This window comes from Burkholderia sp. Ac-20384 (assembly GCF_017104605.1).
GTDB classification, from domain to species: domain Bacteria; phylum Pseudomonadota; class Gammaproteobacteria; order Burkholderiales; family Burkholderiaceae; genus Burkholderia; species Burkholderia lata.
Genome location: NZ_JAAGPE010000077.1, coordinates 1 through 20,333, shown reverse-complemented (window position 1 = coordinate 20,333; position 20,333 = coordinate 1). Strand labels below are relative to the sequence as shown.

At 65.5% G+C, this 20,333-nt stretch carries 20 protein-coding genes; 2 read left to right on the top strand and 18 right to left on the bottom strand.

Annotated features, from left to right (window positions below; translation table 11 throughout):
* Nucleotides 1-92 precede the first annotated feature (92 nt).
* The 14 genes from G3O00_RS17275 to ndk all read right to left on the bottom strand — a co-directional run bounded on the left by G3O00_RS17275 (nt 93) and on the right by ndk (nt 14,559).
* Entirely contained in the window at nt 93-1,241 is a 1,149-nt protein-coding gene (locus tag G3O00_RS17275; RefSeq protein ID WP_011352253.1) for an ATP phosphoribosyltransferase regulatory subunit, read from the bottom strand.
* A gap of 114 nt (nt 1,242-1,355) precedes the next feature.
* Nucleotides 1,356-1,547 (bottom strand): DUF2065 domain-containing protein, encoded by a 192-nt coding sequence (locus tag G3O00_RS17270; protein WP_011352254.1) that lies wholly within the window; start codon nt 1,545-1,547, stop codon nt 1,356-1,358.
* A 36-nt stretch (nt 1,548-1,583) separates the two neighbouring features.
* A complete protein-coding gene (gene hflC, locus G3O00_RS17265) occupies nt 1,584-2,483 on the bottom strand; it encodes a protease modulator HflC (RefSeq protein WP_206143724.1) in 900 nt (299 codons plus the stop codon).
* Between the two features lie 15 nt (nt 2,484-2,498).
* Nucleotides 2,499-3,824 carry an FtsH protease activity modulator HflK gene (gene hflK, locus G3O00_RS17260; RefSeq protein ID WP_206143723.1) on the bottom strand — a complete coding sequence of 442 codons (1,326 nt, stop codon included), beginning with the start codon at nt 3,822-3,824 and terminating at the stop codon, nt 2,499-2,501.
* A 47-nt stretch (nt 3,825-3,871) separates the two neighbouring features.
* A complete protein-coding gene (gene hflX, locus G3O00_RS17255) occupies nt 3,872-5,047 on the bottom strand; it encodes a GTPase HflX (RefSeq protein WP_171026909.1) in 1,176 nt (391 codons plus the stop codon).
* Between the two features lie 72 nt (nt 5,048-5,119).
* Nucleotides 5,120-5,359 (bottom strand): RNA chaperone Hfq, encoded by a 240-nt coding sequence (gene hfq / locus G3O00_RS17250; RefSeq protein WP_006399927.1) that lies wholly within the window; start codon nt 5,357-5,359, stop codon nt 5,120-5,122.
* A 154-nt stretch (nt 5,360-5,513) separates the two neighbouring features.
* A complete protein-coding gene (gene der / locus G3O00_RS17245) occupies nt 5,514-6,851 on the bottom strand; it encodes a ribosome biogenesis GTPase Der (protein ID WP_206143722.1) in 1,338 nt (445 codons plus the stop codon).
* 247 nt (nt 6,852-7,098) lie between these two features.
* A complete protein-coding gene (gene bamB, locus G3O00_RS17240; protein WP_011352259.1) occupies nt 7,099-8,244 on the bottom strand; it encodes an outer membrane protein assembly factor BamB in 1,146 nt (381 codons plus the stop codon).
* Between the two features lie 41 nt (nt 8,245-8,285).
* Nucleotides 8,286-8,915, bottom strand: coding sequence for a tetratricopeptide repeat protein (locus tag G3O00_RS17235; RefSeq protein WP_011352260.1), 630 nt, complete (start codon nt 8,913-8,915; stop codon nt 8,286-8,288).
* A gap of 55 nt (nt 8,916-8,970) precedes the next feature.
* Nucleotides 8,971-10,311, bottom strand: coding sequence for a histidine--tRNA ligase (hisS, locus tag G3O00_RS17230; RefSeq protein ID WP_011352261.1), 1,341 nt, complete (start codon nt 10,309-10,311; stop codon nt 8,971-8,973).
* Between the two features lie 16 nt (nt 10,312-10,327).
* Complete coding sequence (ispG, locus tag G3O00_RS17225) at nt 10,328-11,632, bottom strand: flavodoxin-dependent (E)-4-hydroxy-3-methylbut-2-enyl-diphosphate synthase (RefSeq protein ID WP_089494984.1); 1,305 nt, start codon at nt 11,630-11,632, stop codon at nt 10,328-10,330.
* A gap of 112 nt (nt 11,633-11,744) precedes the next feature.
* Entirely contained in the window at nt 11,745-12,773 is a 1,029-nt protein-coding gene (locus tag G3O00_RS17220) for a helix-turn-helix domain-containing protein (RefSeq protein WP_206143721.1), read from the bottom strand.
* A 165-nt stretch (nt 12,774-12,938) separates the two neighbouring features.
* Nucleotides 12,939-14,078: a 23S rRNA (adenine(2503)-C(2))-methyltransferase RlmN gene (rlmN, locus tag G3O00_RS17215; RefSeq protein ID WP_011352264.1), complete on the bottom strand. Its 1,140-nt coding sequence runs from the start codon at nt 14,076-14,078 to the stop codon at nt 12,939-12,941.
* 55 nt (nt 14,079-14,133) lie between these two features.
* A complete protein-coding gene (gene ndk, locus G3O00_RS17210) occupies nt 14,134-14,559 on the bottom strand; it encodes a nucleoside-diphosphate kinase (RefSeq protein WP_011352265.1) in 426 nt (141 codons plus the stop codon).
* Nucleotides 14,560-14,808: 249 nt separating this feature from the next.
* Here ndk and G3O00_RS17205 point away from each other — a divergent pair, with 249 nt between their 5' ends.
* Entirely contained in the window at nt 14,809-15,507 is a 699-nt protein-coding gene (locus G3O00_RS17205) for a Bax inhibitor-1/YccA family protein (RefSeq protein ID WP_011352266.1), read from the top strand.
* Nucleotides 15,508-15,571: 64 nt separating this feature from the next.
* Here the strand turns inward: G3O00_RS17205 and rlmD are convergent, their stop codons facing one another.
* A complete protein-coding gene (gene rlmD / locus G3O00_RS17200; protein WP_011352267.1) occupies nt 15,572-16,969 on the bottom strand; it encodes a 23S rRNA (uracil(1939)-C(5))-methyltransferase RlmD in 1,398 nt (465 codons plus the stop codon).
* A gap of 221 nt (nt 16,970-17,190) precedes the next feature.
* Between rlmD and G3O00_RS17195 the strand changes: the two genes are divergently transcribed.
* On the top strand, nt 17,191-18,045 hold the full coding sequence (locus tag G3O00_RS17195; protein ID WP_206143720.1) for an endonuclease/exonuclease/phosphatase family protein: 855 nt from the start codon (nt 17,191-17,193) through the stop codon (nt 18,043-18,045).
* Nucleotides 18,046-18,078: 33 nt separating this feature from the next.
* Here G3O00_RS17195 and G3O00_RS17190 read toward each other — a convergent pair whose 3' ends face one another.
* From G3O00_RS17190 to G3O00_RS17180, 3 genes are all read right to left on the bottom strand, one after another.
* A complete protein-coding gene (locus G3O00_RS17190) occupies nt 18,079-18,855 on the bottom strand; it encodes a 3'-5' exonuclease (protein ID WP_011352269.1) in 777 nt (258 codons plus the stop codon).
* Nucleotides 18,856-18,858: 3 nt separating this feature from the next.
* Nucleotides 18,859-19,947: an RNA polymerase sigma factor RpoS gene (gene rpoS / locus G3O00_RS17185; RefSeq protein ID WP_174930875.1), complete on the bottom strand. Its 1,089-nt coding sequence runs from the start codon at nt 19,945-19,947 to the stop codon at nt 18,859-18,861.
* A gap of 11 nt (nt 19,948-19,958) precedes the next feature.
* Nucleotides 19,959-20,333, bottom strand: a 375-nt coding sequence (locus G3O00_RS17180) for a peptidoglycan DD-metalloendopeptidase family protein (RefSeq protein WP_206143719.1), incomplete at its 5' end; no start/stop codon positions are given.

The following is a 20,333-nucleotide window of genomic DNA, read 5'->3' as shown; positions in this document are numbered from 1 at the left end:
AAACGTATTCTACCTATGTTCGCGGGCGATTCCGAATTTTTCCGTTTCGCTTCAACGATATGCACGCCGAAGCACGTCCCGCGAACGCCTGTTTATCGGGGTTCGACCACCCATGCGCCGTTGCGCTCGACGAGCGAACGGTCGCACGCGAACTCGTCGAGCACATGGTCGTGGCCCGGCAGTGCCTGGATCACGACCTCGCCCGCATCGCGCAGCGCCGCGACGGCCGCGCTCAGCGCGTCGTCCTGCGCCCACGGCGCGAGAATCGCGGTGCCGCGCGCCTCGACCGGCGAAATTCGCGCGAGCTCGCGCAGGTCGAGCGAGAAGCCCGTAGCCGGACGGGCACGGCCATACGCCTGACCGACGTGGTCGTAACGGCCACCCCGCGCAATGGCGTTCGGCACACCGTCGATGTAGGCGCTGAACATCGCACCGCTGTGATACGCATAGCCACGCAGGTCGCCGAGATCGATCGCCACCTCGGCACCCTTCGCCTGCGCCGCGAGTTGCGCCAGATCGTCCAGCGCGCGCGTGATTTCGGGCAGCACCGGCAAGCGCGTGCGCGCCTCGGCGAGCACGCTCGCGTCGCCGTAGAGGTGCGGCAGCGCGCGCAGCGCGGCGCGCGTATCGGCGCCGAGATCGTCGGTGAGCTCGTTCAGCAGCGGCACGTCCTTGCCCGACAGCGCGTCGTACAGCGACTCGCCGCGCTCGGCAGCCTGCGCGTCGCGCGCCAGCAGCGCCGCGAGCACGCCCGCGTGGCCGAGGTCGAGACGGATACGCGACAGACCTGCGAGATGCAGCGCGTCGAGCATCAGTTGCTGGATTTCGAGATCGGCTTCCAGCCCGGCATGCCCGTAGATTTCCGCACCGATCTGGATCTGCTCGCGCGTCGCGTGCAGACCGCGCGGACGCGTATGCATCACGTGGCCCGCATAGCAGAGGCGCGTCACGCCCTGGCGGTTCAACAGGTGCGCGTCGATCCGCGCGACCTGCGGCGTGATGTCCGCGCGCAGGCCGAGCGTACGGCCCGACAGTTGGTCGACCAGCTTGAAGGTGCGCAGGCGCAGGTCGGCGCCGCCGCTCGTCAGCAGCGACTCGAGATACTCGAGCAGCGGCGGCATCACCATTTCGTAGCCATACGAACGGAAGCGGTCGAGCAGCCTGCGGCGCAGCTCCTCGATCTTGCGCGCTTCCGACGGCAGTACGTCGGCGATATTCTCGGGAAGTAACCAGGTCGACATCGGTACGGTCCTACGACGGGAAACAGCGCGCGACACGCGCGCCGCGATATGAATCGGAAATTCTGAATTCGGGCGGGACGAACGGCGGATAAACCGTCTGGATCAGGTCTCCGGTCAGGTCGCGAGCAGCAGCAGTATGAGCCCGAGCACCATCACGATCAGCCCGCCGATCCGGATATGATGCGGCGGCCGCTCAGCTATTCTACGAAACGTGTCGCGCCAGGCGACGGGAAACACGAAGGGGAACGCCCCCTCGATGATCAGCATCAGCGCTACTGCGAGCAACAACGAGCCAGCCAGGTCCATGCGAGCGACGGCGCCGCTCGACGCGGCGCCCCAAGGTCAGTGTTTGCGGGGAGCAGGCGCCGCCGGTGCGGCACCGCCCGTCGGGCTGCGCATGAAACGGAAGAACTCGCTGTCGGGATCGACGACGATGATGTCGTTGCGCTTGAACGTGTTTCGGTAAGCCTGCAGGCTCGCGTAGAACTGGTAGAACTGCGGGTCGCGGCCGAATGCGTCGGCGGCAATCGTGGCAGCCTTCGCGTCGCCCTCGCCCTTGATCGTCTGCGCGGACTTGTATGCGTTCGCGAGCACGGCCTGCTGTTCGCGTTCGGCGTCCGCCTTGATCTGTTCGACGTCGGCCGCGCCTTGCGCACGCACCTGCGCCGCCTGATCGCGCAGCGCGCCGATCATCCGCTGATAGACGGCATCGGTCTGCGCGGCCGGCAAGTCGACGCGCGTCAGCTGGACATCGACCACGTCGACGCCGAAGCCGGACGCGTTCGCCTTCACTTCGTCGCGCACCGCATCGGCGATCGCACGCTGGCCGCCGAGCGCATCGTCGAGCGCACGCTTGCCGAACGCGTCGCCGAGTGCGCTCTTCAGCGCGCCGGCCAGACGGTCACCGGCTGCGGACGGGTCGCCCCCCGTCGTCGTGAAGTACTTCATCGGATCGCTGATCCGGTACTTCACCGCGTAGGCGACGAGCAGGTCGTGCTTGTCTTCCGTTGCCAGTTGCAGCGGATCCGACGACTCGAGCGATTGCAGGCGCGTGTCGATCAGCGTGGCCGTCTGCAGCGGCGGCGGCAATTTGAAATGGATGCCGGGGCCTGCCAGCTCGGGCTGCGCGCCATCGCGCCCCGACAGCACGGCCGCATGGCGCGGATCGACGGTAAGGACTGTCGACGATGCCGCGAAGGCAACGATCACGATTGCGACGACGAGCGCAATGATTCGGTTCATGTTCTGCGCTCCCCGTTACTTCAGATCGTCTTCGCGCGACCGGCTGCGAAACGCTTCGCGCGATCGCAGCACGTCGGTGCCCGACGCCGCACTCGCGGGTGCCGCTGCGGCCGGCGCGACAGCCGCCGGTGCCGACGCCGCATCGGGCGTGGATGCGCCCGTGGACCCCGCGGCGTTTTGTCGCCCCTGCTCGACGAGCTTGTCGAGCGGCAGATACACGACGCTGTTGCCGCCCTTGTTGCCGACGAACACCTTCGTCGAGTTCGAATAGATTTCCTGCATCGTCTCGAGATACATCCGCTCGCGGATCACCGCAGGCGCCTTCGAGTACTGTGCATAGACCTGCTTGAAGCGGTCGGCATCGCCTTCGGCTTCCGTGACCACGCGATCGGCATAGGCCTTCGCTTCGTCGACGAGCTTCGCCGCATCGCCCTGCGCCTTCGGCAGCAGGTCGTTTGCATATGCCTGCGCGGCGCGCTTCGCGGCCTCACGCTCGTCGCGTGCCTTCGCGACTTCGCCGTACGCGGCCTGCGTCTGCTCGGGTGCGGCAACGCTCTGCATCGTGACGGCCGTCACCTCGAGCCCCGACTGATAGCGATCGAGATCGCGCTGGATCGCGGCGGAAAGCTGCTCGCGCAGCGCGTCGCGATCCTGGTTCAGCACGTCGGCTGCGCTGCGCGTGCCGACGATCGCACGTACCGCGGCCTGGGCGGCCTGCGAGACGCTGCGCTCGGGATCGACGCTGCGGAACAGGTAATCGGTCGCGGAGCGGATGCGGTACTGGACGATGAAGCGCACATCGACGATGTCGGCATCGCGCGTCAGCATCGCTGCTTCCTTCACGTTCGCGAGACGCACGACGTTGTTGCGGCCGATCTCGATCGAGCGGACCTGCGACGTATCGACGATCTCGTGCGACGCGAACGGATACGGCGCGCGCCAGTGCACACCCTGGCCGACCGTGCCCGACAGCTTGCCGAGCTGCAGCACGACGCCCGTCTGCCCTTCCTGTACGACGAACAGCCCGCTGCCCGCGTAGACCGCGACCAGCACGCCGATCACGATGCCGACGCCGACTCGCGCGGCTCGCCCGTTGTCAGGACGGAAACCGTTGCCGCCCTTGCCGCCGAAAAGGCCGTTCAGCCGCCGGTTGAAGTTGCGCCACATCTCGTCGAGATCGGGCGGACCATCGCCGTCGCCGCCTTGCGGACGCTTCGATTCGTTCGGGCGGGGACGAGATCCGTCTTTGCCATTGCTTTCGCCGCGTCCCCAGCGGGGATCGTTGATCGACAGCAAGGCGCGCATCCGCCGCCAGGTACTCCGCTCGTTGTATTCGTTCACCAGAGTTTGTTCACCAGATTAGACGCCGGCGAACCGGCCGGGACCGGTTAGCGCCCGTGTTCGGAAATCGTGTGGTCTTCGTGTGGTTCAGCGGGAGCGCCGTCGAGCGCGCCGTTGGGTAACGTCGCGCTGGAAAGGTGTTCCGCGGAGGCGATTTCGGCGATGGCGGCACGCAACGTGTCAAGACCCTGACCGGTGCGCGCGCTCAAAAAGACGCGCGAAATATTACCATACTCGTCCCGCTCGACCGCGTCGCCGCGGGCCGCCAGCTCAGGCACGGCATCGATCTTGTTGAACACCAGCACCTGCCGGATCGTGTCCGCGCCGATCTCGTGCAGCACGCCATTGACCTGCTCGATCTGCTCGAGCCTGACCGCGCTCGACGCATCGACCACGTGCAGCAGCAGATCCGCGTGGATCGTTTCCTCGAGGGTCGCACGGAATGCGGCGACCAGCTGGTGAGGCAACTCGCGGATGAAGCCGACCGTATCCGACACGACGATCTGGCCCACTTCGTCGCCGAGGTACACGCGCCGTGACGTCGTATCGAGCGTGGCGAACAGCTGGTCGGCCGCGTAGGCCTGCGCTTTCGTCAGCGCGTTGAACAGCGTCGACTTGCCCGCGTTCGTATAGCCGACGAGCGACACCGACATCGTGCCGCTGCGCGCGCGCTGGCGGCGTTGCGTGCTGTGTTGCCGGCGCAGCCGGTCGAGCCGCGACTTCAGCATCTTGATGCGTTCGCCGATCAGCCGGCGGTCGGTTTCGAGCTGGGTTTCACCCGGGCCGCGCAGGCCGATACCACCCTTCTGCCGTTCAAGGTGGGTCCACGCGCGAATGAGCCGCGTCGACAGGTACTGAAGCTGCGCGAGTTCGACCTGCAGCTTGCCTTCGTGGCTGCGGGCACGCTGTGCAAAGATGTCGAGGATGAGGCTGGTGCGATCGACCACGCGCCTGTTAAGTGCCTGCTCCAGATTACGTTGCTGGGCGGGCGCCAATGCGTGGTTGAAGATGACGATTTCGACGTTGTGCGCGTCGCAGGCGAGCCGGAGTTCTTCGGCTTTGCCGCTGCCGATGAACATCTTGGCATCGGGACTGGAGCGACGACCCGTGAGGGTGACTGCGGGACGGGCCCCCGCGCTGGAGGCGAGAAGACTGAGTTCTTCGAGACTGGCTTCGAAATCGGTCTTGCCGAAATCGATGCCGACGAGCGCTGCGTTGATCAAATTTTCAGGTGTCAAGATAAGGCGGCTGGCATCGGTCGCTCGCGGCGACCGGATGCCGGCCGCTGCGATAGGTTAGGACGAGGCTTCCGCGTCCGGGTGGAAATTCACCGGGCGCGCCGGCACGACCGTCGAGATGGCGTGCTTGTACACCATCTGGGTCACCGTATTACGGAGCAACACGACGTACTGGTCGAACGATTCAATGTTCCCTTGCAGCTTGATGCCATTGACGAGGTAGATCGAAACGGGAACGTGCTCTTTGCGCAGTGCGTTCAAAAACGGGTCTTGTAACAATTGCCCTTTGTTGCTCATGGCGTACTCCATCTTTTTTTGCAGGTTGATCTGGACTGGCGGCGAAGAAAAAGAGATCCGGCGCCAATCGCTACACTATAGCCGATTTTGCCTGGCCCGCCCGGGGCATAGGCCTTGCGGCCAACCCCTTGCGTGACGCGTGTAACAGACGTCTTCAGGTCTTGTCCGCGTACGGATTGTTCGACGAACGGAACTCTATGCGCAATGGAGTCCCTGTCAGTGAGAAAGTTTCGCGGAACCGGTTTTCCAGGTAACGCTTGTACGTTTCGGTCACCGCATCGAGCGCGTTACCGTGGATGACAATCAACGGCGGATTCTGGCCGCCCTGGTGCGCGTAGCGCAGCTTCGGACGCACCGGGCCGCGACGGCGCGGCTGCTGGAACTCGACGGCCTCGATCAGCGCGCGCGTGAGCTTCGGCGTCGGCAGCTTCGCCATTGCCGCCGCGTATGCGTCGTCAACCGAGCGCATCAGCGCGCCGATGCCGGTCTTCTTCGCGGCCGAAATGTAATGCGATTTCGCGAAGTCGAGGAATTTCAGCTTGCGGGTCAAATCCGCTTTCGCGCGATCACGCGCATGCTCGTCGAGGCCGTCCCACTTGTTGACGCCGATCACGAGCGCGCGGCCCTGTTCGACGACGAAGCCGGCGATGTGTGCGTCCTGGTCGGAAATGTCCTGCTGCGCATCCAGCAGAAGAATGACGACGTTCGCATCGGAGATCGACTGCAGCGTCTTCACGACCGAGAATTTCTCGATCGCCTCGAACACCTTGCCACGACGACGCAGGCCGGCCGTGTCGATCAGCGTGTATTTCTTGCCGTTACGCTCGAAGTCGACGTAGATCGAATCGCGCGTCGTGCCCGGCATGTCGAATGCGATCACGCGATCTTCACCGATCAGCGCGTTCACGAGCGTCGACTTGCCGACGTTCGGACGGCCGACGATCGCGATCTTGATGCCGCGCGACGGGTCGTCCTCGTCCGCTTCCTCCGGCTGACCGGCGTACGCGACTTCCAGCGCCTCGTTGATCATGTCGGTCACGCCATCGCCGTGCGCGGCGGAGATCGCACGCGGGTCGCCGAGCCCGAGCTCGTAGAAGTCCGTCGCGACCGCCGTGTACTTCATCCCCTCGGCCTTGTTGACGACGAGGAAGATCGGCCGGCCGGTCTTGCGCAGGTAGTCGGCGATCGACTTGTCCTGCGGCGCGAGTCCGTTACGGCCGTCGACAATGAACACGACGACGTCGGCTTCCTCGACGGCCTGCCGCGTCTGGCGCGCCATCTCGTGCAGGATGCCGTCCTTCGCGACGGGCTCGAAGCCGCCCGTATCGACGACGAGGTAAGGCCGCTCGCCGACACGCCCTTCGCCGTAATGGCGATCGCGCGTCAGGCCTGGCAAGTCGGCGACCAGCGCATCACGCGAGCGCGTGAGCCGGTTGAACAGCGTGGATTTCCCCACATTGGGGCGCCCAACAAGGGCAATGACCGGTTTCATCTGTGTTTTCTACGGTGATGCGCAGCAGCGGGAGGCCCGCTGCTGCGGGCGGCTGCGCTGAATGAAAATATCACGAATTCGCGCCGCGCCGGATGCGCGCGCCTGGCGCGCGTTGCGCGCCATCGTCTTTCGTCTCGAACTGCCTTTCAAATACCGAGCGGCCGGGAGCACCGGCCGCCTTCAAGTCGCGCGGCCGCGGCGCGCGGGACAAGCCCGTCGCGCCGCGGCCGTGCATGTTTCCTGCGCGTCAGCGCGGACGGAATCCGTACAGGCCGCCGTCCTTCGTCTGCACGACGAGCGTATTGCCCGCGAGGACCGGCGCCGCCGTAATCGCGCTGCCGTCGGTCTTCATCCGTGCGATGAAGCTGCCGTCTTCGCGCGACAGGAAGTGCACGAAGCCCTTGTAATCGCCCATCACGACCGCGTGCCCGAGCAGATACGGCACGCCGACGTCACGGCTCTTCAGCTTGTCGTTGCGCCACAGCTGGTTGCCCGAAGCGGCGTCGTACGCCGTCACGACCGACCAGTCGTCGCCGCCGGCGACCACCGAATCATCCTGCGCGAGACCGCTGCGGCTCGAGAACGCCTTTTCCCACAGCGGGCGGCCCGAGTTCGCATCGAAGCAGCCCAGCTGACCCTGGAACGTCACCGCGCAGGCTTCCGCGCCCACGAGCGTCGGCGGACCGCTGACGTCGTTGATGCGCTCGACCTCGGTCACGCCCTTCGGGAACGACACCGGCGTCTGCCAGAACGGCTCGCCCGTCTGCAGGTTGATTGCGACCAGCCCGCCGCCGGGGAAGCCCGCCAGCACCGCTGCGTCACCCGCGAACGTCATGCCGGCCGACACGCGCAGGTTCAGCGGCACCGCGCGGTTGCGGTAGTTCCACTTCTGCTCGCCCGTCTGCGCGTTGAACGCGATCACCTGGCCGTCGATCGTGCGGACGACCACGAGGCCGTTGCCCACGAGCGGCGGCGAGAAGATCTCGCCCTGCACGCTGGTGTTCCACAGTGGCTTGCCGTCCGGGCCCAGCACGAACACGCCGCCCTTCAACGCGCCGACCGCGGTCAGGTTGCCGTCGCTGCCGACACCGGCCGACAGGTCGGAGCCGACCTTCGCGCGCCAGAGCGTCTGGCCCGTCTTCGCGTCGATCTTCTCGACCGAACCGTTTTCGCCCGCTGCATAGACGGCGTCGCCCACGGCCACCGGCGAGAACAGGTAGCGCCCGCCCTTGCCGACGCTCGCCTTCCAGACCTGTTGCACGTCCATCACGGGCTTGAACTCGGTGAGCGGCGTCGGCACGCGGCGCGCGTCCTTCGACGACGAGCAGGCCGCCAGTGCGAGGACAGCCGCCGCGCAGGCAACGGGCACAGCGTAACGTTTCAGCAAATTCATCGGTTAGCGAAGCAGAGTTAAGAGGTTGAGGGGACCGGGGTTCAGCCGCCGAGCGCGTCCAGCTTGAACTGCACGAGCTGGCGCGCAGACTGGTCGTCCTTCGACAGGCCGTCGAGCGCAAGCTTGTAAGCCGCACGCGCATCGTCGGTCTTGCCTTGCGCGGCAAGCAAATCGCCGCGGCGATCGGCCACGAGGCCCTTGAATGCATCGACAGGCGTACCCGACAGCAGCGCGAGGCCCGCATCGTACGCCTTCTCGTCGAGCAGCAGCGACGCGAGACGCAGCTTCGCGATCTGCTTGTACTCGTCATCCTTGGCGTGATCGACGGCCCATTGCAGCTGCGCCTTCGCACCGGCCGAGTCGCCGGCTGCGTACAGCGTCTTCGCAGCGGAAAGTGCGGCCATCTGCGCATACGGCGTGCTGCCGAACTTGTCTTCCATGTCGGCGGCCGCGCGAGCCATCGTCGCCTTGTCGTTCGCGGCGGCGGCCTTCTGGACCTGTTCGTACAGCCCGGACGCCTCGGCAGCCTGACGGCGCTGCCAGTAGTTCCAGCCGTTGAAACCGGCCGCGACGACGAGCGCCGCGAGCACGATCCACGTGGTGAGGTTGCCCCAGCGGGCCCACCACGCCTTGAGACTTTCAATCGATTCTTGTTCGTCGTGATAACTCATCGGCGAGCGATTCCTTCCTGTTCAGGCCGTTTTTGTCGAGCGGATGCCAGCGCGATCAGTCGTCGCCGTCTTCGGCGGATGCAACCATCGCATTGATTAGGAATTCGGTCAAGCCTTCGACCGGTACGGTCTGCTGAACGTTCTTTTCCCCGTCTCCGCCCGCACCGCGCAGCGCTTTCACGCCCACCGTGCCGTTTGCAACCTCTTCTTCACCGAAGATCACCGCGAACGCGGCGCCGCTTGCGTCGGCCCGTTTCATTTGCGACTTGAAGCTCGCCGGCGCGCCGTCGGCGCTGCAGTGGAAGATCACGTCGAGGCCCGTATCGCGCAGGCGCTCGGCCGCGATGAACGCCTGTTCGCGCGCGGTCTCGCCCTGATGCACGACGTATACGTCGACGCCTTCCTGCTCGGGAGCGAGGTCGTCTTCCTTCAGCAGTTCGAGGATCCGCTCGATGCCCATTGCCCAGCCGCACGCGGCGGTCGGCTTGCCGCCGAGCTGCTCGATCAGCGGATCGTAGCGGCCACCGGCTGCGACGGTGCCCTGCGCGCCGAGCTTGTCGGTCACCCACTCGAACACGGTCAGGTTGTAATAGTCCAGGCCACGCACGAGACGCGGGTTGATCTTGAACGGAATGTTGTTCGCGAGCAGCAGGCGCTGCAGCCCTTCGAAGTGCGCGCGCGACTCGTCGCCGAGGAAGTCGATCAGCTTCGGCGCGTTCTGCGCGATTTCCTGCAGCGCGGGGTTCTTCGTGTCGAGCACGCGCAGCGGGTTCGTATACAGGCGGCGCTTCGCATCCTCGTCGAGCACGTCGGCAAACTGCTCGAGGTACTTGATCAGTTCGACGCGATGCGCGGCACGCTCTTCGGCGAGGCCGAGCGAGTTGATCTCGAGCTTGATGCCGGTCAGACCGAGGTCGTCCCACAGGCGCTGGCACATCATGATGATCTCGGCATCCGCATCAGGACCCGCGAAGCCGAGCGCCTCGACACCGACCTGGTGGAACTGGCGATAGCGGCCGCGCTGCGGACGCTCGTGACGGAACATCGGGCCGATGTACCACAGGCGCTTCGGGCCGTCGTACAGCATGTTGTGCTCGATCGACGCGCGCACGACGGCCGCGGTATTTTCCGGGCGCATCGTCAGGTTCTCGCCGTTCAGCGCGTCGGTGAAGCTGTACATCTCTTTTTCGACGATGTCGGTGACCTCACCGATGCCGCGCGTGAAGAGCTGCGTGTGCTCGACGATCGGCGTGCGGATGTTCTGGTAACCGTATGCGCGCAGCAGCGATTTCACCGTAGCTTCGAAGAACTCCCAAAGGCCGGCATCCTGCGGAAGGATGTCGTTCATGCCCTTGACGCCGGTGAGCTTCTCGATCTTGCGTTTTTGTTCAGTCATCGTGTGTGTGGACGAATTAGTTCGTGGCCTCAGCGCGGCCGTAGTTGCGTTCGACGTAGTCGCTGACGATCTGCTGGAACTCCTCGGCGATCCGCTCGCCGCGCAGCGTCTTGACCTTCTCGCCGTCGATGAAGACAGGCGCGGCCGGGTTCTCGCCCGAGCCCGGCAGGCTGATGCCGATGTTCGCGTGCTTCGATTCGCCCGGGCCGTTGACGATGCAGCCCATCACCGCGACGTTCATTTTCTCGACGCCCGGATACTCCTTGCGCCAGACCGGCATCTGCTCGCGCAGGTAGGTCTGGATCTGCATCGCGAGTTCCTGGAACAGCGTGCTCGTCGTACGGCCACAGCCCGGGCACGCGATCACCATCGGTGCGAACGAGCGCAGGCCCATCGTCTGCAGGATTTCCTGGCCGACGATCACCTCGCCCGTGCGCGACGCGCCCGGCTCCGGCGTCAGCGAGATGCGGATCGTGTCGCCGATCCCTTCCTGCAGCAGCACGCCGAGTGCAGCCGTCGACGCGACGATGCCCTTCGAGCCCATGCCGGCCTCGGTCAGCCCGAGGTGCAGCGCGAAGCCGCAGCGGCGGCTGAGTTCGCGGTACACGGCGATCAGGTCCTGCACGCCGCTGACCTTGCACGACAGAATGATGCGGTCGCGGCCGAGGCCCAGTTCGACCGCACGCTCGGCCGAGCCGATCGCCGACTGGATCAGCGCCTCGTACATCACGCTCTGCGCATCCCACGGCTGCGAACGCGCACCGTTCTCGTCCATCATGCGCGCGAGCAGATCCTGGTCGAGACTGCCCCAGTTCACGCCGATCCGCACCGGCTTGTCGTACTTGGCCGCGGCCTCGATCATCTGCGCGAACTGCGTATCGCGCTTCGCGCCCTGGCCGACGTTGCCCGGGTTGATCCGGTACTTCGACAGCGACTCGGCGCAGCCCGGGTAGTCACGCAGCAGCAGGTGGCCGTTGTAGTGGAAATCGCCGACGAGCGGCACGGTCACACCCATGCGGTCGAGCTGCTCGCGGATCGCCGGCACGGCGGCCGCGGCCTCGGGCGTGTTGACCGTAATGCGCACCAGTTCGGAGCCCGCGTTTGCGAGTTCCTTGATCTGGATGGCCGTGCCGATCGCGTCGGCCGTGTCGGTATTCGTCATCGACTGCACGCGCACCGGCGCGTCGCCGCCGATCGTCACGAGCTGCCCGCCCCAGCGGACATCCACCGCATGCGATACACGGCGCGGCTGATGCCCGCCGAACACCGGCTCGGTTGAACAAATCTGACTGCTGCGTGGGGATTGAGCTTCGGATTGCATCGATAGATCCATTTACGCGGAATGCGCCGCGACGCGGCGCATGAATTGAAAAAGCGCCGTGTCCTCACGGCCTGCCGATATCGACGACAGACCTTCGCCACGGCGCTTGACGTCAGGGCAACGTGAACCGCGCCACATTACCCCGCGCTGCCGAATATTTTGCCGGATCGACAGGTTTTCCGTCGAACGCGATCGCGTCGAGGCCCGCCTTGTTGCCGATCGTGACCTTGAACGGGCCGTCGCCGGCGACCTGCTTCGCCTCGCTGCTGTGCACCAGCCCGGAGAACAGCTCCTTGCCGTTCTTGTCGCGCACGCTGAACCAGCTGTCCTGCTTGACCTTCAGTTCCACCATCGACTGGCCGGCCGCGACCACGACGCTCGCCGGCTGTGCCGGTGCGGCGGCGCTGGCCGCCGTCGTTGCCACGACAGGCTGCGAAGCCGCCGCCGTCACGACCGGCGCCACGGGCGCAGGCGCCCGAACAGCCGATGCAACTGCCGGCGCCGGCGCTGCAGACGCAACAGCCGGGGCCGGAACCTCATTCGCGACCACGGCAGACGCACCGCCCGAGGCCGCCTCTTCGACGGACGACGACGATGCTGCCGCCGGCACGCTCGCGGCCGACGCATGCTCCGCGTCGCCGCTCTTGAAGCGCGCGAGCAGGCTCGACGAATCGCCGCCAGTGTGCCACATCAGTACCGCAACCACCGCGACGACGACGATCCCCGTACCCCACAGCCACGGGTGATGGCGCGACGATCCGCCCAGCGGAATCGACACGCGGCCGCGCGGCAGATCCGTTCCCGACGACGCGGGCATCGACAGGTCGACTTCCGGCACCCCGCGCTCACGGCGCAACGCCTGCGCGAACGGTTCCGGATCGACGCCGAGCATCTTCGCGTAGCTGCGCACGACGCCGAGCGCGAACGTCACGCCGGGCAAATGGCTGATGTCACCGGCCTCGAGCGCCCGAAGCTTCTGCGGTGCGACCTTGAGTCGCGCCGACACGTCGTCGACGGTCCAACCCCTTGTCTCCCGAAGCTGCGCCAGTCGGCTGCCGACTGCCGCAAGCGATTCCAACCCTGCCGGTGCCGGCTTCGCGCCATTCGTCTCTGCGCCGTTAGACGGCTGCGGCTCACTCATCCTTGTCCTCGCGTCGATTCTTCTTCACTGGCGGGCCGCCGCCGGTTCCCGCCGGCCGGCACCCGCAACTGTCCATACCATGCGCGACGCCGATGCGCCGCGACCGATCGCTATTCGCGTGTTGTACCGCTTAAAGGTCCCAGCATCCCCGGCCAGGCGTCCCTGTCAAATCGCCCGAACTTCGATGATTTTTCCTGCTGCGCCCGTACGTTCCGCGAGGCGCGTGCGGTCCTTCACTGCGCCGGCCAGCTGGCCGCACGCGGCATCGATGTCGTCGCCGCGCGTCTTGCGCACGGTCGTGACGACACCCGCGTCGATGAGGACCTGTGCAAAACGCTTGATCTGCTCCGGCTTCGAGCGGATGAGGCCCGATTCCGGAAACGGATTGAACGGGATCAGATTGAACTTGCACGGCACGTCGCGCGTGACGGCCAGCAGTTCACGCGCATGCGCTTCGGTGTCGTTGACGCCGTCCAGCATGCAATATTCGAAAGTAATGAAGTCGCGCGGCGCGACTTTCAGATAACGCTGGCAAGCCGCCATCAGCTCGCGCAGCGGATACTTCTTGTTGAGCGGCACCAGCTCGTCGCGCAGCGGATCGTTCGGCGCGTGCAGCGAAACGGCCAGCGCGACCGGCAGCTCGGCACCGAGGCGGTCCATCATCGGCACCACGCCGGACGTCGACAGCGTGACGCGGCGGCGCGACAGGCCGTACGCGTTGTCGTCGAGCATCAGCCGCATCGCCGGCACGACCGCGCTGTAATTCAGCAGCGGTTCGCCCATGCCCATCATCACCACGTTGGTGACGACCCGTTCGGCCTTGCCGTTCGGGCCGGGCGCGCGGCCCAGTGACGCTCGCAATGCAAATTCGGCCATCCGTAGCTGGCCGATGATTTCGGCTGTCGACAGATTGCGGGAAAAGCCCTGCTTGCCCGTCGAACAGAAGCGGCAGTTGACCGCACATCCGGCCTGCGACGACACGCACAGCGTGCCGCGCGTCTCTTCCGGGATGAACACGGTTTCGACCGCATTGCCGTTTCCGACGTCGATCAGCCACTTGCGCGTGCCGTCGGTGGAAACGTGATCGCTGGCGATCTCGGGCATGCCGATCGACGCGCGGCCCTTGAGTTTCTCTCTCAAGGACTTCGCGAGATCGGTCATGCCGTCGAAGTCGCCAGCGTTGTACTGATGGATCCAGCGCTGCAACTGCTTGGCGCGGAACGGCTTCTCGCCGAGGCTGCCGCAGTACGCGACGAGACCCTCGGCATCGAAGTCGAGAAGATTGACGGTAGTTTCGCTCGTCATGATGTGCTGCCTTGCCGCGTGCGCTGAATCCTGCCTACTTGCTGCCAGCCAGGGCTTAGCGCGAGTAAACGTTCATTTCCGGGAAGAAGAACGCGACTTCGACCGCTGCCGTTTCAGCAGCGTCCGAGCCGTGCACGGCGTTCGCGTCGATGCTGTCGGCGAAATCGGCGCGGATCGTGCCCTTTTCTGCCTTCTTCGGATCCGTTGCGCCCATCAGGTCGCGGTTCTTCAGGATCGCGCCTTCACCTTCCAGAACCTGGATCATCACCGGGCCCGAGATCATGAAATCGACGAGGTCCTTGAAGAACGGACGCGCTGCGTGAACCGCGTAGAACTTCTCTGCGTCAGCACGCGACAGGTGTGCCATGCGCGATGCGACGATCTTCAGGCCGGCGCCTTCGAAACGGCTGTAGATCTGGCCGATCACGTTCTTTGCCACCGCATCCGGCTTGATGATCGACAGGGTGCGCTCGATTGCCATAAAAACTCCAAAAAATTAAGAAGTTACAGGTTCAAATGAATCCGCTATTGTAGCACGATCCCGTGTATCATTGCGATTGAACCCTTACACGCATGAAAGGTTCAGAATCCAAATGTTTTGTGCCGCCCGGCCATTGAAACCTCCCGGCACGGAACGTATCTTAGCCATAGCTGCTCCGGTTTGCTGCGCCGCACACCGCGTGTGCCGAACCGGCCCCGAACGCCCATGCGTTCAATGTTAGGAGAAACCATGAACGACTATCCGTACAATTTCGGCCGCGGCGGTTCCGTCAGCACAGCCGAGGTTCGCAACCGCGTGCTGCGGAACACGTACTGGCTGCTCGCGCTGTCGATGGTGCCGACCGTGCTTGGCGCCTGGGTCGGCGTCGCGACGGGCTTCTCGCTGTTCGCGGCCACGAGCCCGATGATGAGCCTGCTCGCGTTCTTCGCGATCGCGTTCGGCTTCATGTTCGCGATCGAGCGGACCAAAAACAGCTCGGTCGGCGTGTTCGTGCTGCTCGGCTTCACGTTCTTCATGGGCCTGATGCTGTCGCGGCTGCTGAGCTTCATCCTCGGCTTCTCGAACGGCCCGTCGCTGATCATGCTCGCGTTCGGCGGCACCGGCATCATCTTCGCCACGATGGCGACGATCGCCACCGTCAGCAAGCGCGACTTCTCGGGGCTCGGCAAGTGGCTGTTCATGGGCGTGATCGTGATCCTGCTCGCATCGGTCGCGAACATCTTCCTGCAACTCCCGGCGCTGATGCTCACCGTGTCGGTGCTCGCGATCGCGATCTTCTCCGCCTACATGCTGTTCGACGTCCAGCGCGTCGTGAACGGCGGCGAGACGAACTACATCTCGGCCACGCTCGCGATCTACCTCGACCTGTACAACGTGTTCACGAACCTGCTCGCGCTGCTCGGCATCTTCGGCGGCAACCGCAACTGACGTTCGTTTCACCCCATGAAAAAACCGGCCCGCGGGCCGGTTTTTTTACGTCCGCCGCCTGGGCTCAGTCGCGCTCGAACAGTGCGATCGATTCGACGTGCGACGTATTCGGGAACATGTTCACGACACCAGCGCCCTTCAGGCGGTAGCCGGCCTCGTGCACGAGCAGGCCCGCGTCGCGCGCCAGCGTCGACGGGTTGCACGACACGTAGACGATACGCTTCGGCAGCGGGCCTTCACCGCTCTGCGCGATCTCGGCCAGCGCCTTCGACACCGCGAGCGCGCCTTCGCGCGGCGGGTCGATCAGGAACTTGTCGAATGCGCCGAGCGCGCGGATGTCGTCGCCCGTCACCTCGAACAGGTTACGGCACGCGAACGTCGTGTGGCCGTCGACACCGTTCTCGCGCGCGTTCGCCAGCGCGCGCGTCGTCAGCGTGTCGCTGCCTTCGATGCCCATCACCTCGCGCGACAGTCGCGCGAGCGGCAGCGTGAAGTTGCCGATCCCGCAGAACAGGTCGAGCACGCGGTCGTCGCGCGACGGCGCGAGCAGACGCAGTGCGCGCCCTACCAGCACGCGGTTGATCTGATGGTTGACCTGCGTGAAGTCGGTCGGCTTGAACGGCATGCGGATGCCGAATTCCGGCAGCGTGTAGTCGAGCGACACGTCCAGCGGATAGAACGGCGCCACCGTGTCCGGACCTTTCGGCTGCAGCCAGAACTGCACTTTATGCTCGTCAGCGAACGCGCGCAGCAGCGCTTCGTCGTCCGCGTTGATCGGCTCCAGCACGCGCAGCACGAGCGCCGTGACTTCCGAACCGACCGCGAGTTCGATCTGCGGCATCCGATCGCGGATCGACAGCCCCTCGACGAGCCGGCGCAGCGGCACGAGCATCGCCGACACGTGCGGCGGCAGCACTTCGCAGCTCGTCATGTCGGCGACGTAGCTGCTCTTCTTCTCGTGGAACCCGACCAGCACGCCGCCCTTCTTCGCGACGTTGCGCACGGTCAGGCGTGCGCGGTAGCGATAGCCCCACGACGGGCCGTGGATCGGCGCGAACATCGTTTCCGCGCGCAGCTTCGCCAGGTGCCAAAGGTTGTCTTCGAGCACGCGCTGCTTGACCGCCACCTGTGCACGCATGTCGAGGTGCTGCATCGAGCAACCGCCGCAGGTGCCGAAGAACGCGCATTTCGGCTTCGTGCGCATCACGCTCGGGCGCAGAATGTCGACGACCGTCGCCTGCTCGTAGCTCGGCTTGCGGCGGAAGCTCGAATAGGTCACGCGTTCGCCCGGCAGCGCGCCTTCGACGAAGATGACCTTGCCAGGCTCGCCGTCCTCGGTGATCGTGCGACCGACACCGCGCGCTTCCATGTCGAGCGATTCGATCTCGAGAACCGGGGCGGGCCCGGGCGCGACGGGCGCATTTCTAGATTTGCGCGCAGAAGTGGGGACGGCTTCGGACACCAGCTTTTCCTGACAAACGTTGAAGAAGGCGAGATTGTAGACGACGAAGGCCCGCATCGCCCGCTTTGCATGCGGCAAGCGTCGATACTTGAGCATAGACGGCCCGACATTGCGCCGGAGCGGCCACACAGGCGGCCGCGGAGCACCGCGACCGGGTGTTCCCGTGGAGCCGATCCGGGAGCGGCCCCAGACCCGAAACCCGCCCGACAGGAGATTCAACCTTGCGACTGATCGACTGGAACATCCAATGGGGTCGGGACGCGGACGGCGCCGTCGATCTTTCGCGCACCGTCGCGGCGATCCGCGCGCTCGGCGACTTCGACGTGTTGTGCCTGCAGGAGGTCACGCGCGGCTTCGGCGCACTGCCCGGCCGGCCCGGCGCCGACCAGTTCGCCGAACTCGCGGCGCTGCTGCCCGGATATGCGATCCTCGAAGCGATCGGTGCCGACTTGCCACCGATCGAAACGGGGGCACCGCGCCGTCAGTTCGGCAATGCGATCGCGACGCGGCTGCCAGTCGGGCGCGTGCTCCGCCAGTTGCTGCCGTGGCCAGCCGACGCCGGCGCGCCGTCGATGCCGCGTGTCGCGCTCGACGTCGAGCTGCAGGCGCCCTTCGGGCCACTGCGGGTAATCACCACGCATCTGGAATATTATTCGGCGCGCCAGCGGCTCGCCCAGGTCGACGCACTGCGCGATCGGCACCGCGAGGCCTGCGCGCATGCGGCACGACCGGCGCCTGCCGAAACCGCCGAGGGGCCGTTCAGCGCGACCGGCCAGCCGTGCGATGCGATCGTCTGTGGCGACTTCAACAGCGCGTTCAGCAGCGAGGCCTATCGCCGATTCCTGGAGCCGATTGCAGACGCGCCGCGCTTTGTCGACGCATGGGTCGCACGGCACCCGGGCCGCACGCCACCGCCGACGGCCGGTGTCTACGACACGGTGCAATGGTCGGAGGGGCCGCTCGCATGCGACTTCGTGTTCGTGACCGATACGCTGCTGCCGCGCGTCACGCGCTGCGAGATCGACGGCGATGTGCGCGCGTCGGATCACCAGCCCGTGCTGCTCGAACTGGCATGATCGCGCCACCGGCCGTGGCGCACCTCGCCCGCGCTACGCGTCGAAACCGGCCAGGTATTCGGCCCAGTGCGACGCAGGCTCCTGCGCGAGCGAGTTCTTCACGAGCAGGATCTCGTCCGCATACTCGCTCGGCGTCAGGCCGCCGCGCATCAACTGGAACCGGCAATACAGCAGGTAGGTATTGACGACGTCGGTTTCGCAATAGTTGCGGATTTCCTCGATCCGACCGGCCTGGAACGCCGGCCACACCTGGCTGCCGTCCATCCCGAGCTTGCCCGGAAAGCCGCACATCTTCGCGAGCGCGTCGAGCGGCGCATTCGCACGCGCCTGATACATCGCGAGCACATCCATCAGGTCGGTATGCCGCGAGTGGTAGCGCGAGATGTAGTTGTTCCACTTGAAATCGCGGTCGTCCTCGCCGAGATCCCAGTAACGGGACGCGGGGACGCCGTGCACGAGCGCGCGGTAATGGAGCACCGGCAGATCGAAGCCGCCACCGTTCCACGACACGAGCTGCGGCGTGTATTTCTCGATCACGCGGTAGAACGACTGGATCAGCGTCGCTTCGTTGTCCTGCGGCGTGCCGAGCGAACGCACGCGAAACCCGTTGTTGTCGCGAAACACGCACGAGATCGCCGCGATGCGCTGCAGGTGGTGCGGCAGGAAATCGCTGCCGGTCTTCTCGCGGCGGGCGGCGAACGCATGTTCGGCCACCGCGGCATCGTCGAGCGTCGCGGGCAGGTCTTCCAGACGGCGAATGCCGTCGACATCGGGAATGGTCTCGATGTCAAAAACAAGAATCGGAGTCATCAGTTACAGAACGGCGTCCTTGCGCACACCGTTGGAGGCGAAAAACCGCTTGAGGCGCACCAGCGCTTCCTGCTGGATCTGGCGCACGCGCTCGCGCGTGAGCCCCATCTCGTCGGCCAGCTCCTCGAGCGTCGCCGGTTCGATGTGATTCAGGCCGAAGCGGCGCTCGATCACGTGCCGGTGCTTGTCGGACAGCCGCGACAGCCACGCGCGCGTCAGCGTCTCGAGCTCGCGGTGCTGCACCTCGGCGTCAGGCGACTGGCTCTGGTCGTCGGGCAGCAGGTCGAGCAGGCTGCTCGCGGGATCGAGGTCCAGCGGCGCGTCGAGCGACGCCGTGTGCTCGTTGAGCGCGAGGATGTCGGTGACTTCCTCGGCGGTCTTGCCGGTGAGATAGGCGATGTCGTCGATGCTGGCTTCGCGGCGCTCGGCCGCCTCGCCCGTCGACATCGAGTTCTTTTCGAGGTGGCGCTTCGCGCGCAGCACCTGGTTCAGCTCGCGGATCACGTGCACGGGCAGACGCACCGTGCGGGCCTGGTTCATGATCGCCCGTTCGATGCTCTGCCGGATCCACCACGTCGCGTAGGTCGAGAAACGGAAGCCGCGCGTCGGGTCGAATTTCTCGATCGCATGCATCAGGCCGAGGTTGCCTTCCTCGATCAGGTCGAGCAGCGGCACGCCACGGTTCAGATACCCCTTCGCGATGCTGACGACGAGGCGCAGGTTGCGCTCGATCATCACCTGCCGCGCCTCGAATTCGCCAGCCTTGGCCAGACGCGAATAACGCTGCTCCTCCTCGACGGTGAGCAGCGGCTTCACGCTGATGCGGTTCAGGTAATGCTGGATGGTGTCGGCCGTGAGTTCGGCCTGCAGCATCGTGCGGAAATCGTCAACGTCGGGCGCCGCCTCGGCACGGCCTTCGCGCTCGTCGTCGCCACCTTCCGCGTCAGAGTCGCGTGCCTCGAGGTCACGCTCGTTGTCCGCGACGTCGTCTTCGTCGTCCGTCGAAGCACCAGCTCGCCCCACCGATGCTTGCGTGGCTCGACTGATTTTCTCAGACTCGGCTTGCGGCTCGTGGCGCTTCGATTTCGGCATGGTCGTCTCGGTTATTGAGGCGGCAAATACTTCAGCGGATCGACAGGTTTACCCTGCCGGCGAACCTCGAAATGCAGCATCACGCGGTCGGAATCGCTGTTCCCCATCTCGGCGATCTTCTGCCCCTTCGTTACCGCGTCCCCCTCTTTTACCATCAAAGCGCGATTGTGTGCATACGCCGTGAGGTAAGTTGCATCGTGCTTGATGATAATGAGGTTGCCGTAGCCGCGCAGACCATTGCCGGAGTAGACGACGCGGCCGTCGGCCGCCGCCTTCACGGTCTCGCCGGCCGTGCCGCCGATATTGACGCCCTTGTTCTTCGCGTCGTCGAAACCGTTCAACACGGGACCGCGCGCGGGCCACGCGAACGTCACGGGGCCGCTCGA

Coding starts and splice junctions, on each gene's coding strand:
- ispG (WP_089494984.1), bottom strand. CDS start 11,632: ATGCAATCCGAAGCTCAATCCCCACGCAGCAGTCAGATTTGTTCAACC.
- hfq (WP_006399927.1), bottom strand. CDS start 5,359: ATGAGCAACAAAGGGCAATTGTTACAAGACCCGTTTTTGAACGCACTG.
- rlmN (WP_011352264.1), bottom strand. CDS start 14,078: ATGACGAGCGAAACTACCGTCAATCTTCTCGACTTCGATGCCGAGGGT.
- hflC (WP_206143724.1), bottom strand. CDS start 2,483: ATGAACCGAATCATTGCGCTCGTCGTCGCAATCGTGATCGTTGCCTTC.
- G3O00_RS17190 (WP_011352269.1), bottom strand. CDS start 18,855: ATGACTCCGATTCTTGTTTTTGACATCGAGACCATTCCCGATGTCGAC.
- G3O00_RS17235 (WP_011352260.1), bottom strand. CDS start 8,915: ATGAGTTATCACGACGAACAAGAATCGATTGAAAGTCTCAAGGCGTGG.
- G3O00_RS17275 (WP_011352253.1), bottom strand. CDS start 1,241: ATGTCGACCTGGTTACTTCCCGAGAATATCGCCGACGTACTGCCGTCG.
- G3O00_RS17205 (WP_011352266.1), top strand. CDS start 14,809: ATGAACGACTATCCGTACAATTTCGGCCGCGGCGGTTCCGTCAGCACA.
- bamB (WP_011352259.1), bottom strand. CDS start 8,244: ATGAATTTGCTGAAACGTTACGCTGTGCCCGTTGCCTGCGCGGCGGCT.
- G3O00_RS17220 (WP_206143721.1), bottom strand. CDS start 12,773: ATGAGTGAGCCGCAGCCGTCTAACGGCGCAGAGACGAATGGCGCGAAG.
- ndk (WP_011352265.1), bottom strand. CDS start 14,559: ATGGCAATCGAGCGCACCCTGTCGATCATCAAGCCGGATGCGGTGGCA.
- hisS (WP_011352261.1), bottom strand. CDS start 10,311: ATGACTGAACAAAAACGCAAGATCGAGAAGCTCACCGGCGTCAAGGGC.
- der (WP_206143722.1), bottom strand. CDS start 6,851: ATGAAACCGGTCATTGCCCTTGTTGGGCGCCCCAATGTGGGGAAATCC.
- rpoS (WP_174930875.1), bottom strand. CDS start 19,947: ATGCCGAAATCGAAGCGCCACGAGCCGCAAGCCGAGTCTGAGAAAATC.
- G3O00_RS17270 (WP_011352254.1), bottom strand. CDS start 1,547: ATGGACCTGGCTGGCTCGTTGTTGCTCGCAGTAGCGCTGATGCTGATC.